This window comes from Exiguobacterium algae, from assembly GCF_018617875.1.
GTDB lineage: Bacteria > Bacillota > Bacilli > Exiguobacteriales > Exiguobacteriaceae > Exiguobacterium > Exiguobacterium algae.
The window spans coordinates 75,922-92,104 of sequence record NZ_JACSKZ010000004.1 but is presented as its reverse complement, the minus strand read 5'-3'; the positions used below and the strand labels follow the sequence as shown (position 1 = coordinate 92,104).

At 47.4% G+C, this 16,183-nt stretch carries 16 protein-coding genes; all 16 read left to right on the top strand.

Annotated features, from left to right (window positions below; all coding sequences use genetic code 11):
- Positions 1-97: 97 nt before the first annotated feature.
- The 16 genes from KNP03_RS10585 (at position 98) to KNP03_RS10510 (ending at position 16,181) form a co-directional block, all read left to right on the top strand.
- On the top strand, positions 98-1,282 hold the full coding sequence (locus KNP03_RS10585; RefSeq protein ID WP_214829122.1) for a NosD domain-containing protein: 1,185 nt from the start codon (positions 98-100) through the stop codon (positions 1,280-1,282).
- Positions 1,269-1,823, top strand: a complete 555-nt coding sequence (locus KNP03_RS10580) for a nitrous oxide reductase accessory protein NosL (RefSeq protein ID WP_214829119.1) — start codon at positions 1,269-1,271, stop codon at positions 1,821-1,823. Before KNP03_RS10585 ends, KNP03_RS10580 begins: the two co-directional genes overlap by 14 nt.
- A gap of 3 nt (positions 1,824-1,826) precedes the next feature.
- Positions 1,827-2,630: a hypothetical protein gene (locus KNP03_RS10575; protein WP_214829299.1), complete on the top strand. Its 804-nt coding sequence runs from the start codon at positions 1,827-1,829 to the stop codon at positions 2,628-2,630.
- The gene (locus tag KNP03_RS10570; RefSeq protein ID WP_214829117.1) at positions 2,617-3,336 is read left to right on the top strand and encodes an ABC transporter ATP-binding protein; all 720 of its coding nucleotides are present in this window, start codon (positions 2,617-2,619) and stop codon (positions 3,334-3,336) included. The genes KNP03_RS10575 and KNP03_RS10570 overlap by 14 nt, the downstream gene beginning before the upstream one ends.
- A 62-nt stretch (positions 3,337-3,398) precedes the next feature.
- Positions 3,399-4,859, top strand: coding sequence for an MDR family MFS transporter (locus KNP03_RS10565; protein ID WP_214829115.1), 1,461 nt, complete (start codon positions 3,399-3,401; stop codon positions 4,857-4,859).
- A gap of 34 nt (positions 4,860-4,893) precedes the next feature.
- Positions 4,894-5,994: a PQQ-dependent sugar dehydrogenase gene (locus tag KNP03_RS10560; protein WP_240544576.1), complete on the top strand. Its 1,101-nt coding sequence runs from the start codon at positions 4,894-4,896 to the stop codon at positions 5,992-5,994.
- A gap of 95 nt (positions 5,995-6,089) precedes the next feature.
- A complete protein-coding gene (locus KNP03_RS10555) occupies positions 6,090-7,310 on the top strand; it encodes a M48 family metallopeptidase (protein ID WP_214829113.1) in 1,221 nt (406 codons plus the stop codon).
- Positions 7,311-7,407: 97 nt separating this feature from the next.
- Positions 7,408-9,165, top strand: a complete 1,758-nt coding sequence (locus KNP03_RS10550) for a sensor histidine kinase (RefSeq protein WP_214829111.1) — start codon at positions 7,408-7,410, stop codon at positions 9,163-9,165.
- A complete protein-coding gene (locus tag KNP03_RS13610; protein WP_214829109.1) occupies positions 9,162-9,875 on the top strand; it encodes a response regulator in 714 nt (237 codons plus the stop codon). Before KNP03_RS10550 ends, KNP03_RS13610 begins: the two co-directional genes overlap by 4 nt.
- Before the next feature lie 15 nt (positions 9,876-9,890).
- Positions 9,891-10,604 (top strand): purine-nucleoside phosphorylase, encoded by a 714-nt coding sequence (gene deoD / locus KNP03_RS10540; protein ID WP_214829107.1) that lies wholly within the window; start codon positions 9,891-9,893, stop codon positions 10,602-10,604.
- A 143-nt stretch (positions 10,605-10,747) separates the two neighbouring features.
- Positions 10,748-12,133, top strand: coding sequence for an aldehyde dehydrogenase (locus tag KNP03_RS10535; RefSeq protein ID WP_214829105.1), 1,386 nt, complete (start codon positions 10,748-10,750; stop codon positions 12,131-12,133).
- A 164-nt stretch (positions 12,134-12,297) separates the two neighbouring features.
- Positions 12,298-13,008 carry a Crp/Fnr family transcriptional regulator gene (locus tag KNP03_RS10530; protein ID WP_214829103.1) on the top strand — a complete coding sequence of 237 codons (711 nt, stop codon included), beginning with the start codon at positions 12,298-12,300 and terminating at the stop codon, positions 13,006-13,008.
- Positions 13,009-13,189: 181 nt separating this feature from the next.
- A complete protein-coding gene (locus KNP03_RS10525; RefSeq protein WP_338082729.1) occupies positions 13,190-13,309 on the top strand; it encodes a cytochrome c oxidase subunit 2A in 120 nt (39 codons plus the stop codon).
- Between the two features lie 24 nt (positions 13,310-13,333).
- The gene (locus KNP03_RS10520; RefSeq protein ID WP_214829101.1) at positions 13,334-13,804 is read left to right on the top strand and encodes a cytochrome c oxidase subunit II; all 471 of its coding nucleotides are present in this window, start codon (positions 13,334-13,336) and stop codon (positions 13,802-13,804) included.
- A complete protein-coding gene (locus KNP03_RS10515) occupies positions 13,805-15,490 on the top strand; it encodes a b(o/a)3-type cytochrome-c oxidase subunit 1 (RefSeq protein WP_214829099.1) in 1,686 nt (561 codons plus the stop codon).
- Positions 15,491-15,566: 76 nt separating this feature from the next.
- Positions 15,567-16,181, top strand: coding sequence for a kinase (locus tag KNP03_RS10510; protein ID WP_240544574.1), 615 nt, complete (start codon positions 15,567-15,569; stop codon positions 16,179-16,181).
- The last annotated feature ends 2 nt before the right edge of the window (positions 16,182-16,183 follow it).

The window sequence follows — 16,183 nt, the reverse complement described above, 5'->3', positions numbered from 1 at the left end:
TGAAGAAACTGTCACAGGAATCCCATGGAAAGCACACACATACCCCGAGGGGTTTTCGTAAAATGAGGATTGTAAGCGTTGGTCAAAAGGAGGGGGCATGAAACGATTTATTATCATCTTATTTCTAGTCGGATTCACCGGGGCGGTGGAGGCAGAGGAGCAACCGGTTTCTTTAGAAAAACCGATCATCCTTGAATCGAATGAAACGTTCGATGGTGAAGGTCGAACGTATGAAAGTTGTGGGCATCCCGCTTTCATCATGCGGGGGACCGGGACACTTCTGGAACATGTAACAATCGAACAATGTGCAGGTGAAGAGGTACCGGCTATCCAAGTGTCTGGACTGGGGCATCAAATTCTCGACATATCCATTCAAGCTTCCGGTGTCGGAATCCAAGTGGAGGATAGTTACGGGGTGCGCATCCTGCGGACCAACATTGAAGGGGATGGGACGAAAGAGGGCGTCGCCTTATTTAATAGTGAGGCAGCGGAATTAAAAGGTGTGGTCGTTGAAAACGTCCGGGATGGGATTTATATCGAACAGGGTTCGCACCATACATTGATTCGCCCTGTCGTGTCCCATTCCAGATACGGGATTCATTTAATGTTTCCGACGGATGTGACCATCTCTTTTCCACAGCTTCACCATAACGGGACCGGGGCCATGATTATGGGAACGGATCAAGTGGTTTTTAAAAACGGTCAAGTGCATGACCAAATCGGTGGAACGGCGATGGGACTCATGTTATATGAGGCGGTCGGGACGACAATCGATATGACGGAGATTCGTGGAAACCGGATTGGAATTTATGCGGAACAATCAGAATGGACAACGCTACAACGGAATGACATAAACGGGAATCAAATCGGATTACGATTCAAGCAAGCAAATGATATGACGATACTTCAAAACAATATGATGGGAAATCGATACCCGGTAACGATGTTCGAATCGGCCAACAACGTGGTGCAAGCGAATGTTTGGGGCGGGAGAACGCTCGATGTGGATGGAGATGGATTAAGTGAGATTCCATTTCGTGCTGACCCTTATCTGTTCACATTAACGGATACATACGAAGCGTTTGAACTGCTGTACGGGTCTCCAGGTCTCGTGATGCTGGAAACCATCTTACGGAGTCCGGACGATGTATCGCTGACAGATGAGGCGCCGCGCATTTCTGAAGGTCGTTGGGAATGGAACGGTTCGATTAAACAAGGTGCGATTTTACTCGTGATCTTATTGATTTGGAATTTTGGGAGGAAGCAAAATGAAATCTTATAAAACAGTAGCAGGACTCATGACAGTGACAGGACTAACTTTGGCTTTAGGCGCTTGTTCAAGCGCAGCGGCAGAACCGTTCGATATCGAATGGGGCGAAACAGAGTGTGAAGTGTGCAAAATGAAAGTGATGGATGAACAGTTCGCCGCCGAAGCAATCATGGATAATGAAAAAGGGTATGCGTTTGACGACATCGGTTGCTTGATGCGCGACTGGTACCCGGAACAAAAAGAAGACGAGATTGCCGCCATGTACGTAAAAGATTTTAATACGAAGGCGTGGGTCGAACTGGACGAGGCGATCTTCGTTTACGATAAAGAATCAAAAACACCGATGGCTTATAACATCGTCTCTTTTGCGAAAGAAGCTGACGCTGAGGATTATGCAGAAGAAACTGGTGGGACAATCATGGACTTCGAGGATTTAAAAGATCACTCCTGGGAACGTGGGGAAATGAATCATATGAAGATGGACGAAGAAGGCTCGATGAGTGACATGGAGCAAGACGGCGATATGGACATGGACGCTGAAGAAGGTCAATAAGTGATGACTTTATGGCGGATGGAGTGGGGGCGCGCGCTCCGGCAGAAAGAAAATTACGTCTTCCTCTTCACATGGACACTTGTACTTGTATTATTAGGAGGACTCGGCCAAGCATTACCGATTGCTGCCGAATATACAAACGTCAGTGCTACGCTCATTACTGCGCTCGGCATGTTACTTCCATTGTTTATTCTCCTTACGACAGCTCTGCATTGGGGACATGAGCAGGAATCGAAACGTCTTCGACTTTTATCGACGTTTACGTTCCCCGGTTGGAAGCTTATTTGGCTTCGATATAGTACGTTCGTTGCAACGCAACTCCTTTTGTCCTTTCTCGCCTTTACGGTTGCATCCCTCGTCGTCGATTTGAGCCGCGATACGTGGGTCGGTTTATTCGCCTATGTGAACGGACTGACGCTTTATGCGGCTGCTCTCGGCACGATTCTGGGGCTAGTCGGGAAAACGAGACTCCGCGCCATATTACTCGCTTTTATGACGTGGGTCGTCCTTGTTCTCCTTTGGCCGACGATTTTAGTAACCACCATTTCTTGGTTGCCGTACAGGATGCAAGTGAATGGAATGATGATGGCGCTCTTCTTGAACGGATTTGATTTATTACGTGTATGGGTGAGTGTCGCGTTGTCCTCTCCGGAGCAATTCGGGACGATTTATATCGACTACTTGACGTGGTTTCATCAGCCGTTTGGTCATGCTCTGGTCTGGACTTATTTACTCCTGATGAGTTTTCTGTTCCTGGTCGTTGCCTCAACACGTCTATTTGGAGGAAAAGGACATGATTCGATTTAATCAAGTAGGAAAACGTTATGGCGACAAATGGTCCCTGCAACCTTTTGACGGTGAAATTGCTTCGGGCAAAATCATCGCCTTATGTGGAAGCAACGGAGCAGGTAAGTCGACCTTGCTCAATGTGTTGAACGGTACCCTTCAGCCGAGTGTCGGTGAAGTTTTGATCGGAGAAGTGTCCCCGAAACAGCGACGTCGCTATAATGCGACGTTCGGTTATATGCCGGATGATTTTTCATTCGACCCCTCGTGGACCGTTCAGGAGACGTTTGGTTATTATGCGTATTTGCAAGGTGGGCGACCTGATTCGACATACTTGGCGCGAGTAGGGCTCAATGACCGCTCACGACTCCGTGTGTCGGAATTATCCAAAGGGATGCGTCAACGTCTCTTGCTCGCCCAAGCACTTGTCACACAACCTGACGTATTGTTACTGGATGAACCGACGAACGGGCTTGACCCAATCTGGATGCAAACCTTACGTCATCTCTTGCGCGACGAGGCGAACCGTGGAGCCACGATTATTTTTTCAACACACCAACTCGATGTCGCAACCCTATTAGCTGATGAAGTGTGGACGATGGAAGCCGGAACGATCACCGGTAAAATCCTTGTCGAAGATGAGCGACAGGCATACGAGGAACTGAGACGATTTTTCTTCGGTTCAGAACAAGAGACTTGTCAAATGGACATCGCTCCCACAAAATAATATACAGATGAAGTGGTGCTCGGAACCTTCCGACACCACTATTTTTTTGGGGGATGGAGCAGATGAGAAGAAACGTAACGATTGCCTTATTATTGGCAACCTTTTTGGCAGCAATCGAAGGGACGGTTGTATCGGTCGCGACGCCTGTGATTGCGAGTGAATTGAATGGTGCGACGCTTGTGAGTTGGGTGTTCGCGGCATTCCTGTTGTTCACCGCGGTATCGACGCCGATTTATGGGAAGTTAGCGGACCTGTTCGGAAGAAAACGTGTATTACTGTTTGGAATTGGGCTTTTTACATTGTCCTCTTTACTTTGTGGACTTTCCACATCGATGGAGCAACTGATTGTCTTTCGAGCCCTACAAGGACTCGGGGCAGGAGCGGTATGGCCGATTTCGATGACGATTATCGGAGATTTATTTAAATATGAAGAACGAGGGAAAATTCAAGGGATCTTAAGTGCGGTATGGGGGATTTCTGGTGTCCTCGGTCCGGTGATTGGCGGATTTTTAGTAGAAACGCTCTCGTGGCGTTACGTCTTTTTACTAAACGTCCCCTTCTCGCTTCTTTCATTTGCCATGATCGTGATGTTTTATAAAGAGACGGTAACGGAGACGGCGGAACGAATTGATATGAAAGGTGCGCTCCTGTTTGCGGCAGGAACCTCCGCTTTCTTGTATGCGTTAATCAGTTACAGTGAAACGAACGTGTGGACGACTCCGATTATCGTGAGCGGACTTTGCAGTGTCTTGTTCATCACAAGTTTCTTCCTATTGGAAAGAAGAGCGAAAACCCCGCTGTTACCGCTGGATCTGTTGAAGCAACCAACGATCGCAGCCATTAACGGCGCAGTGTTTTTCGGCGCCTGGGTGCTCGTCTCCATGTCAGCGTATATTCCGATTTGGGCACAGGCGGTATTAGGAAAGACGGCGACAGAGGCGGGGTTCATGCTGATGCCGCTATCCGTGGCTTGGACGTTTACATCGATTATCGGCGGACGTACGCTTGGCGTCGCGTCACCGAAACGTCGTGCGATCACAGGGATGGGCTTTTTGATTCTCGGTACCTTCCTATTGACCTTGCTTACGCAAGATAGCTCGGATGCTTGGGTGTACTTGGCCGTCGGAATCATCGGAGTCGGCTTTGGTTTATCTCAACCGATGTTTATTGTCGTCTTGCAGACCGTTGTCTCCTACAAACAACGGGGGACAGCGACGGCGACAAATTCATTTTTAAGTACCGTCGGACAAACACTCGGTGTCGCCGTTTTCGGTGCGGTATTTAACTTTATCGTGCTGAACGACTTTAAGAACAATGAAACGCTTCAACGTGTCGCGTTAGAGGATTTCTTTAATCAATCGGTCACGGAGACGTTGAGTCTCACCGTGCGGACGCAAGGGGAACAATTAATTGCGACAGGGTTGAACAGTGTGTTCATTGGGGCGATGCTGGCGGCTGTGATCGCTTTCTTGATTGCGCTACGCCTTCCGGCACGCCCACCCGAACCTTCACAACACCCGTAAGCTAGCAGTATGATGGAGAAAAGGGAGGCGAACCATGATGAAACGCAGTGCATTGTTTCTTTCACTTTTGTTTCTTATTGGATGTGCGCCGCAACCAGCAGATGAGGAGATGACGGAACCGCAATCGAACGACGGGCAGCCGGTGGAAGAGTCGCAATCCCCTGTGGAAGAGCCGACTGAGAAGAACGGGTTGGCAATTGGGGAAGTCGAGTCGATTTCACAAAAACTGAATAGTCCCTGGTCCATTGCGAAAGTTTCGGACGGGTGGCTTGTGTCTGAACGAGGGGGCACGATCTCCCGTGTGTCCGATCAGGGGACAGTGACAAGACATGAAGTCGACCTGACCAAAGAGGTACTCGAGGTCGGGGAAGGCGGTCTCCTTGGAATTGCACTCTCTGAAGATTTCGACGATACGGGGAAACTGTTTGCCTATCATACGTACGAAGCTTCCGGACAGGTGAAGAATCGGGTCGTCGAATTGACTTGGAATGGTGAGCGGTTCGAAGAGACGGGCGTCCTGATTGAAGGAATTCCCGGCGCGCGTTTCCATAACGGCGGCCGTTTGTTGCTTGATGGAGAAGTGATCTGGGTGACGACCGGGGATGCGCTCGTACCGAATCTTGCCCAGGACGAAACGTCGCTAGCAGGAAAAATTTTAAGAATCCCGGTGTCCGGAGAGGGGACTCCTACGGAATGGATTTACTCTCGCGGTCATCGGAATCCGCAAGGGCTCGTCTTGGTCGGGGAAACTTTGTATGCTAGTGAACATGGAGACACGGGGCATGATGAAGTGAATGTCATCAGAGAAGGACAGAACTATGGATGGCCGCTCATTGAAGGGGATCAAACGAAAGAAGGATTGGTCATCCCGTGGTTTGAGGTTGGTGAGACGTCGTGGGCACCTTCCGGCATTGCGGCGGATGAGGAATACGTGTATATGGCGACACTGCGGCATAATCAACTCGTCGCAATTAACCGGCAGTCAAAAGAAGTGACGACGCTCGTCGAAGATGTCGGGCGAATTCGGGATGTGTGGCTGGAAGAAGATTCATTGTATTTCATTTCGAATAACACAGACGGTCGCGGGAACCCAAGTTCTGAAGACGATCAACTATATCGACTTACGATTCGATAGAAACTGACTTGATCAGTTTCTATTTTTTTCGTTGTTTATTACTGTTTTACCTGTATAATTAAGACTGACATTTGGAAAATGAAGGAGAATCTTACATGAATCATTCAAACTTGGTACATAAACGTGAAAAACTGCTGTTTAACGTATTGATTGCTGTGAGCGTCTTAATGGTCTTAATTGGAATCATTTTGACAATCGTCTCGTTCGGATTATTTTTATGGATCGTCGGTTCCATTGTGATGATGTCTGTTTTCGCTCACTGGGTTCAAATCGGTTACATCCGAACGAACGGGGTGAAAGTGACGAGATATCAATTTTCTGATCTCCACGAAACGTATCAGCGTGTCGGTGCAGAAATGGGAATTCGTTTATTACCTGAAGTGTATATCCTGCAAGCAGGTGGCTTATTGAACGCGTTTGCTACACGATTCTTTCAAAAAAATATGGTCATTTTATATTCCGATATCGTTGAGTTGTCTCGCAATGGACAATCCAAAGAAGTTGAATTTGTGATTGCGCACGAGTTGGCGCATATTCAACGTCACCATGTCCAAAAGCAATGGCTTGTTTTACTAGGAAGGTTTATCCCGTTTTTAGGAGCGGCGTACTCTCGAGCTTGTGAGTATACTTGTGACCACATGGCGGCCCACTATATTCAGGATTTTGAGGCGGCAAAGCGCGCGCTAACTGTCTTGGCTGTTGGAGGCACGCTTGCGAAAGAAGTGGATGAATTTGACTATCTTCAAGAAGCGAGCCGGGAAAACGGCTTTATTGCGACGTATAGCCAACTTATCTCAACTCATCCGACGCTTCCGAAGCGAATCGCAGCGATTGCATCTCACGCGAATGAAGAAAACGTCCCGGCTTTTAAAACTGCAGGGTATGTAAAAGCTTCGATCATTGGAATCCTTGCTTTCCAACTTGCTATTTACGGAGGATTGATTGCAGTTCTCTTGCTTGATGATGAGTTGACGGATTTTGCTTCAGCAGCGGTGGGTGAAGAGTTTTCGGATGAATGGGAAAGTGAATGGACGGACGAACCACTTCAAGAACTCACGTATGATAATGCGAGTTACGAAGAAATCGAAGCAGAGTTGTTGGCTGGTGCGGATGTGAATATGCAGGATAGCTACGGCGATACGCCACTGCATAACCTTCTGTACAATGAAAATGTCAGCTATGAAACAGTACAAATGCTGTTAGAGAATGGTGCCGACGTCACCATTAAAAACGAAGAAGGCATGATGCCGGCAGACGTTGCGAGAGAATCAGGAGTAAGTCGGCGTGTGATTGATTTGATTAACTCTTACGAATAAAAGCATGTTCCTTGCCTATGTCGTATAGGCAAGGATTTTTTTTAAAAGTTCTGCAAGCGTTTGCACGAATCGTGATATACTAATCCAAGTAGGAGGGATGACGGTGAACAGTATTCGGACGAAATTGACGGGAATGATTGCGCTGACGATTATCGTCCCCGTCATCTTGGCCACAATTGTGTCGTTTTGGTATGTGCAGGATCAGGAGCGGGAGCGTGGATTGGAATTGACGGAGTGGTCGCTCGAACGGGGGACACGTCAAATGGAACGGTATATTTCCGATTTGAGTCGCCTGCCGACGAGTCTCTATGCCAACCGTGACGTACTCGATATTTTAGAGTACGGTCCGGGCTTGTCGTTGCAACAAACGGAAATCGAAGTACGCCGTGCGCTTCTCGGGATGTATCTCTCCCGGGAAGATGTGACGCAAATTCAACTCCTGATGTTAGAAGATATGGATTCTTTTGCAGCCTATAAAATGAAAGTGTCACCACGGTCGAAAAAAGAGCCGAGTGCCATTCAACAGCAGCTGCTCCGTGATAAAACCAGTCGGGTGCTGCTCGAAGCCTCCCATTCTTTGGTTCCCTATCATGATTTCGGACCAATCGTTTCGGAAGAAGATGTCGTCACACTACATTTTCGTCTAGACAAAATCGAGACGGATGAGCCGCTCGCCATTCTTTCGATTGATATACCGGAGGCACTTTTCCTCGGGCAACTGGCGTCCCTCCAAAATAATCCGGATGAGGACCTCTGGTTTTTGGGCAGTGACCAGCGTGTTTTTGCACATTTAGGGGACGGAGAAATCCCCGATACGATTGCACCGTTTTCGATGTCAAGTGACGGAAAGTATCATCGGATCGTCAAAACGTTCGAATTTGATAATCAACAGTTCTACGTCGGGAAATCCATTCCCGACCGATTATTAACGGAACCGGCTTCACGAACAGCCTTTATCATTTTGATCGTCGGGATCGTGTCGCTCATTCTTGCCTTGATTGGAGCGACGTATGCATCGATGCGCTTGACGACTCCAATCAAAACGTTGACGTCCAATATTTGGCGAATCGAACAAGGGGACATGACGGTATCTTTTGATTCCCTGGGAAATGATGAGTTTGGCGTGTTAGGCAGACAATTTAAACGAATGATTGAACGAATCGACGACCTGATTCAACGTGAATATAAGTTGGCACTTGAGAATCGAACAAATGAACTTCGCGCCTTGCAGGCACAAACGAACCCGCATTTCTTGTTTAACGCCCTGCAATCAATTGGAACATTGGCCTTAAAAGGCGATGGGAAGACCGTCTATCGACTCATTGCACAACTCTCTTCGATGATGCGCTACACGATGCACCCTGAGGAATCGATGGTTTCGCTCAAACGAGAAGTGGATCATTTGAAGTCGTATATTCATTTACAGGATGTTCGTTTTCCTGGGCAGTTCCAAGTCGACTTGAACGTACCTGAAGCGCTGCATGATGTCATCGTACCGAAGATGATTTTACAGCCGCTCGCAGAAAATTTCTTTAAGCACGGATTTGAACGAGATGGGTCGATGCTGGCGAATCATTTTATGTTAAATGTATGGAAAGAAGGCACGTCTCTGTTCATTCATTGCGAGAACAGCGGACGGCATGTGACGCAAGAAGAACTGCAAAATATTGTGTCGCGTATCGAAAATCAAACGTCATCAATTTATGAGACGGAAGGTACAGGATTAAAGAACATTCGAGACCGTCTCATGTTAAACTATAATCGGGAGGCAGAATTTATGTTGGCTACACCTGAAACGGGCGGATTTCGCATTTTAATGCGCTTCCCGGCAGTTAGTGAGGTGGAGGCGTCGTGACGAAAGTGTTAATCGTCGATGATGAATCACCGGTAAGAGACGCGGTCAAACTGTTAGGAGAATGGGACAAACTCGGTGTGACGTGTCTTTTGGAAGCGCAAAATGGGGATGAAGCGAAACGGCTCATTGAACAAGAGCGACCTTCTCTCGTATTGACTGACATTCAAATGCCGCAATGTAATGGGATTGAGCTGATGGAATGGGTTCATCAGCAAGCTTCAGCAACGAAGCTCGTCGTCCTAACGGGATATGATGAGTATTCATACATGCGTCGAGCCATCCAACTCGGCAGCTTTGATTACTTATTGAAACCGATTGACCCAGACATGTTGAACGATACATTGGAACGGGCTCTTGCGGATGTTGAGCCGGAAGAGACCGAGACGGACCCGATCCTTCAGATTGGGACGTATATCGAGCAACATTATGCGGAAGAACTCAGTCTGCAAGGCATGAGTGAACGCTTTTACTTAAGTCGTGAGTATATTTCACGGCGATTCAAACAACAATATGGGGTCAACCTTTCCGAATACTTGCTCACGATTCGGATGTGTGAAGCAAAACGATTGTTGGAGTCGAGTAGACAGCGCATTTATGAAGTCGCCCAAGCAGTCGGCTTTTCGGATGATAAATATTTCCGGAAAGTCTTTAAAAAACAGGTCGGTGTTACTCCGAATGAATATCGGGAACAGTATCAACGACAAGCTTAAAGGAGGAATTCAATCATGAGTGTACACATTGGAGCTCAAGAAGGACAAATTGCAGAAACGGTATTACTTCCGGGAGATCCGCTCCGCGCGAAGTATATCGCAGAGACGTTTTTGGAAGATGTCGAGTTATATAACGAAGTACGAGGCATGTACGGTTTCACAGGAACGTATAAAGGAAAACGGATCTCGGTACAAGGTACAGGTATGGGTGTTCCGTCAATGTCGATCTACGTGAACGAATTGATCATGTCTTACGGAGCGAAAAACTTGATCCGCGTCGGTACGGCCGGTGGAATTCAGGAAGATGTCAAAGTGCGTGATGTTGTCATCGCGATGAGCGCTTCAAGTGAAATCGCACAAAACCGTGTTCGTTTCAACGGAATGGATTATGCACCGACAGCGACGTTCGACCTCCTACATCGTGCGTATATGAACGCCGAGAAAGCGGGCATCCCGGTAAAAGTCGGTCAAATCTTCACGGCTGACCAATTCTACCAAGATGACTTCCACCACTTCAAGAAGTGGGCGGACTTCGGTTGCCTCGCAATCGAAATGGAAGCAGCGGGTCTTTACACACTTGCGGCTAAACACAAGGTCAACGCCTTGACGATTCTTACAATCTCAGACCACTTGTTGACTGGCGAAGAGACGTCAGCGGAAGAACGTCAAACAACGTTCGATGAAATGATTCGCGTCGCGCTCGATACAGCAGTAGAAGTGACAAATTAATCAGAACGGTCCCCACGGAACAAATCCGTGGGGATTTTTTTTGATGTCACTCAGCGCAAGCTAATGAGGGAAGCGTTTTCTCGGGATATGAAATCACAAAAATGGTAAGATGAGGTTAACGTGATTCAAAAGGAGGAACGTTCATGCTGGCACCGATTGAACAATTGACGATTGAAGAACTCGTCCAAAAACAACGTCGTTTTTTCAAAACACAAGCAACCAAATCACTTGCTTTTCGATTAAGCATGTTGACGTTTTTAAAAGAGTCCATCCAGCATTATGAGGTGGAGTTGATTGAGGCATTACACAAGGATTTAAATAAATCAGAACTGGATGCCTTCACGACAGAAATTGGATTCATCTACGATGAGATCACTCGTACGAAACGAGAACTAAAGCGTTGGATGCGTCCGAAACGAGTACGTGGGACTGCAATTCATCTTGGAATGAAGAGTGAAATACAATACGATCCATACGGGACAGTGTTGATTCTTGCACCATGGAACTATCCGTTTCAACTTGCGGTCGCGCCTCTGATTGGAGCCATCGCGGCGGGGAATACGGCGGTCGTGAAACCATCCGAATTAACGCCTCATGTAGCGGCAGTGCTCACTAAAATATTGGAGCGGGCGTTTGCCGACCGGTATGTGGTCAGTGTAGAAGGAGACAAGGAGACGGCCGAAGAACTCCTCGCTCAAAAATGGGACTATATCTTTTTCACGGGGTCAACACAAGTCGGGCGCATCGTGAATAAAGCCGCGGCGGAGCATTTGACGCCTGTCACGTTAGAGCTTGGAGGAAAGTCGCCCGTCATCGTCCATGCGGATGCCGATCTTTCCATTGCGGCGAAACGGATTGCGTGGGGGAAATGGATGAATGCCGGACAGACGTGTGTCGCGCCTGACTATGTGCTCATCCATGAGTCACAACAAGAAGCATTTCTTGAAGCAATCAAAAAAGAAGCATTTGCGATGTTCGGTAACGGCGTCGGAACAAAACGGTTCACGCGAATCGTCAATGAGGCACATTTTGACCGCTTGACGAGTTATTTAGAAGAAGGAGACCTCTTCTTCGGTGGCGATACAGATCGCGAAACGTTGAAGATGGCCCCTACCGTGATGACGAACATTCAGGGAGACGCAAACGTGATGAAAGATGAAATCTTTGGTCCGATTTTGCCGGTCATCCCGTATCGTCAATTGGATGAAGTGATTGAATTTATTTCAGATCGACCGCATCCGCTTGCCCTCTATTTATTCACGGCATCGAAAGAAGTCGAAAGGCTCGTGATGAAACATCTAACTTTCGGCGGAGGATGTGTGAATGACGTCATCATGCATTTGACCAATCCGAACTTGCCGTTTGGTGGAGTCGGTGAGAGCGGGATGGGGGCGTATCACGGCCGTTATAGCTTTGAAACGTTCAGCCATGCCAAGTCGATTTTACGAAACACGACCGCTTTTGACTTGCCGGTCCGTTATCCGAATTTCAAGGGTACTGAAAAAATCATTCGACTGATTCAACGATAAAGATTCAATTTCAGGATACGCTGTCATGTGACGCGTATCTTTTTTATTGTAAATTAGAAGATTGTTTGAAATGTCACATACTTTTGTGATACGCATCGTCACACTCCTGTATAATAAAGTCATAATTGGAACGTACGAATGAAATGTGGAGGGAGCACCGACCTATGTCAATGCAATGTGGAACGACCCAGCCGAACAGCTTCGTCTTTTCAGACGAGACAAAACAATTACTGCTTGAGATGATGACGATCCAACACCACCCAAAAGCCAGTATCGTTTGCTGGGAAGGTGAAAAGTGTGAGAAGTTCTTCTACTTGAAGAGCGGATCTGTGAAATTCACGAAAATTACGAAGAAAGGCAATCCGCTTGTCATGTTTTTGTATGGAGAAGATGACTTCTTCGGTGAATTTGACATCGTCGAGACGTTCCCGAGTTCATATAGTATCGAAACGACGGAAGACAGCATGATTGGGACCATTTCGAAGCGAGAACTCGAATCACTTATGCAACGTGACATTCGCTTTGCAGGTGAAATCTTGCGCTGGACATCGATGATGCGGAAGCATTCTGAAATGAAAGTACGGGATCTGTTGTTGTACGGGAAGCCAGGAGCGCTTGCATCGACGCTGCTTCGCATGGCAGCCATGCACGGGGTTGAAGAAGACGGGACGATTGTGATTCCCCGACACCCGTCAGATGGAGAGCTCGGACAATTGATCGGGGCGCCGCGTGAAACGGTGAACCGTTTGATCAGTCAATGGCGAAAAGACGGCATCGTAACGACGACACCGAAGTCAATCATCATTCACGACGTCGATTTCTTAAAAGAACTTTGCCACTGTGAAGGATGTCCCGCAGGAATATGTCGCCTTTAAACCACTTGGAATCAGGTGGTTTTTTTATTTGTGTGTCTTCATCCCCTAAATGTGAACTTTATGTGTTGAAACTTCGCAAATTCGATGTGATTGTCACTTTTGGAGTGATAAATATCACATATTATCACCTGAGCGATTGCATACAATAAAGATGGAAATTAAAGCGAAAGGGGTCTTTCACGTGGAAAAGAAAGATGGACAAGAACCGAGTTTAAAAGGAACGTTTACGTCGGTCATGATTATTGCGGGCGTGATCATCGCCATGTGGTCTTCAGTCTTTTATCTATTCGTCACACGATAATGAAACGGAAAGGAGTGTCTCGTAGTGCATATTCATAAACTTGAAAAGTATTGGCTAACATTCGGAATTATATTACTCGCAGTCTTCCTGACTGTACTCGGTGTCTCCGCTTTCGCGGCAGGGAATCAACCGGCGTCAGACGCGGATTTGATTGATCCGGCGAAAGTACATCAAACGGCACCATTCGATAACCCTGGACTTCACCAAATCGGGGACAATGAATACGAGCTCGTCATGATTGCTCAAGCGTTTACTTTTACTCCAGGAAATGTCGAAATTCCAAAAGGAGCAAAAGTGACGTTCCTCGTGACGTCACCTGACGTTGTCCATGGATTCCAATTGACAGGGACCCCTGTGAACATGATGGTCGTCCCAGGACATATCAACTCGCTTACTTATACATTTGAAGAATCAGGAGAATTCTTGATTCTTTGTAACGAATACTGCGGATCAGGACATCACATGATGTCGACTAAAATTAAGGTGGTGGACTAAATGAATGACGTATCTTCTAAAATGAAGCAATGGGAGATGGAACGCGGCGTTCCGGTCCCGAGCATCGGTGCGAAAGAAGCACGTTTGGCTTACAGTCACGTCTTCGTTTCAGTTCTCGCAATCTTGATTGGCGCGTTAGCTGGATTGACGCAAACATTGATTCGTACGGGTGTCATCCCGGAGATTTTTGGATATTATCAGCTGTTGACTGCACACGGAATCATGTTAGGAATCGTGTTCACAACAATGTTTATCATCGGTTTGCTTTTCGCGTTGCTCGCTAAATCATTTGGTCGCTTTGAAGCGTTCCCGACACGAGTCGGATGGTTAGGTTTCTGGACAATGATTTTAGGTGCGGTTCTCGTTACAGTCATGGTACTTGCGAACAAAGGGACAGTTCTTTATACGTTCTACGCACCGCTCATGGCGGATCCGATTTTCTACGTCGGACTTGTTCTCTTTGTCGTCGGAACATGGTTGTCATCATTTGCGATGTTCCGTATGTATGCAGACTATAAGCGTGAAAACCCAGGTGTTCATCCGCCACTTCCGGCATACATGAGTATCATGACAATGCTCCTTTGGGATATTGCAACACTCGGTGTCGCTGCAACAATTCTCTTCCAGCTCTTACCGCTCTCGCTCGGCTGGACAGATACAGTTGGAATCGAGTTATCACGTACATTGTTCTGGTACTTCGGTCACCCGCTCGTATACTTCTGGCTAATGCCTGCTTATATCGTCTGGTATACAGTCGTGCCAAAAGTCATCGGGGGTAAAATCTTCTCAGATGCACTCGCACGTATGGCGTTCTTATTGTTCTTGCTCTTCTCATTCCCGGTTGGTTTCCACCACCAGTTGACAGAGCCAGGGATTGAGCCGTTCTGGAAGTTCGTTCAAGTTATTTTGACGTTCTTGGTCGTCATTCCATCGTTCATGACTGCCTTCTCCCTCTTCGCGACGTTCGAACTTCGTGGACGTGCGCTTGGAGCAAAAGGATTGTTCGGATGGGTGAAGAAAATGCCGTATGGTGACGTTCGCTTCCTCGCACCGTTCATCGGGATGCTGTTCTTCATTCCTGCCGGTGCGGGCGGGATCATTAACGCGTCTCACCAATTGAACGCGATGGTTCACAACACGCTTTGGGTCACAGGTCACTTCCACATCACTGTTGGTACAGCGGTCGCGTTGACATTCTTCGGTACGGCGTACTGGCTCGTTCCTACGCTTCGTGGACGTACGTTAACGAAAGCGATGAATAAGCTTGGTTTGGTTCAGGCCGGAACTTGGGCGTTCGGTATGGCCATCATGTCTTATGCGATGCACATCTCAGGCTTGAACGGGAACCCGCGTCGTACGGGTCCTGCAACATACTTCTCAGATGCGTTGACACGTGAATGGATTCCTTACCACATCATGATGGCGATCGGTGGAACGATTCTCTTCATCTCGGTCCTCATCTTTGTCTACTCGATGTTCAACCTTTCATTCCTCGCTCCGAAAGGGGAAGAAGAATTCCCGCTTGCGGAAACGGAAGAAGCAGCAATGGAAACACCGCGTTACTTCGAAAACTGGAAGCTTTGGATTACAGTGACATTCGTCTTGATTGCGTTTGCTTACACTGTTCCAATCTGGCACTTGATTGAAAGTGCACCTCCAGGAGCTCGAGGTTGGGTACTCTGGTAATTGATGAAAGTCAGTCTCTTCGGGAGACTGACTTTTTCTTATGTTTCCGTTCATAATAGAGGAGGGAGGGGATGAGTTGAATCCATACCAAACGAAAATTTTGAACGCCTATCAAGCGCATCAGCCGCATCGTCCGTTCATTGTCGGCGTTGACGGTTTGAGCGGGGCGGGGAAGACAACATTCATGTCCGAATTAACAAGACTTCCCGATTTGGTGATATTACATATTGATGATTACATCGTCGAGCGATCGAAGCGATATGGGACGGGTCATCCGGAAGCAATGGAGTACTACGAGATGCAGTGGGATGTAGCCGGATTGGTTTCGGGTCTATTTCAGCCTCTATATGAAGGGGAGAGTCAGTTAGTCCTACCGAAATATGCGAAGGAGCAAGACGTCATCACGAAACAACTGGTTGATGTATCCAAACAGAGTATTGTGGTGATTGAAGGAATCTTTCTCCAACGTCCGGAATGGCGTGCGTATTTCGATTACATGATGTACCTCGACTGTCCACGTGAAGTGCGTTATGAAAGAGTCCTGCAGCGGGATACGTATATCGGGGACATGGAGGAACGGCTGGATAAATACAGACGACGCTATTGGCCGGGGGAAGAATACTATGAAAAAGTCACCTGTCCTAAAAGAAATGCGAATCTGATTATAGACGTGGAGGAAATAATAAAATAAGC

Bases quoted from the DNA above. Each gene is read 5' to 3' on its own strand.
- KNP03_RS10515 (WP_214829099.1), top strand. From the start codon at position 13,805: ATGAATGACGTATCTTCTAAAATGAAGCAATGGGAGATGGAACGCGGC.
- KNP03_RS10585 (WP_214829122.1), top strand. From the start codon at position 98: ATGAAACGATTTATTATCATCTTATTTCTAGTCGGATTCACCGGGGCG.
- KNP03_RS10575 (WP_214829299.1), top strand. From the start codon at position 1,827: ATGACTTTATGGCGGATGGAGTGGGGGCGCGCGCTCCGGCAGAAAGAA.
- KNP03_RS10550 (WP_214829111.1), top strand. From the start codon at position 7,408: ATGACGGTGAACAGTATTCGGACGAAATTGACGGGAATGATTGCGCTG.
- KNP03_RS10570 (WP_214829117.1), top strand. From the start codon at position 2,617: ATGATTCGATTTAATCAAGTAGGAAAACGTTATGGCGACAAATGGTCC.
- KNP03_RS10565 (WP_214829115.1), top strand. From the start codon at position 3,399: ATGAGAAGAAACGTAACGATTGCCTTATTATTGGCAACCTTTTTGGCA.
- deoD (WP_214829107.1), top strand. From the start codon at position 9,891: ATGAGTGTACACATTGGAGCTCAAGAAGGACAAATTGCAGAAACGGTA.
- KNP03_RS10530 (WP_214829103.1), top strand. From the start codon at position 12,298: ATGTCAATGCAATGTGGAACGACCCAGCCGAACAGCTTCGTCTTTTCA.
- KNP03_RS10580 (WP_214829119.1), top strand. From the start codon at position 1,269: ATGAAATCTTATAAAACAGTAGCAGGACTCATGACAGTGACAGGACTA.
- KNP03_RS10555 (WP_214829113.1), top strand. From the start codon at position 6,090: ATGAATCATTCAAACTTGGTACATAAACGTGAAAAACTGCTGTTTAAC.
- KNP03_RS10535 (WP_214829105.1), top strand. From the start codon at position 10,748: ATGCTGGCACCGATTGAACAATTGACGATTGAAGAACTCGTCCAAAAA.
- KNP03_RS10560 (WP_240544576.1), top strand. From the start codon at position 4,894: ATGATGAAACGCAGTGCATTGTTTCTTTCACTTTTGTTTCTTATTGGA.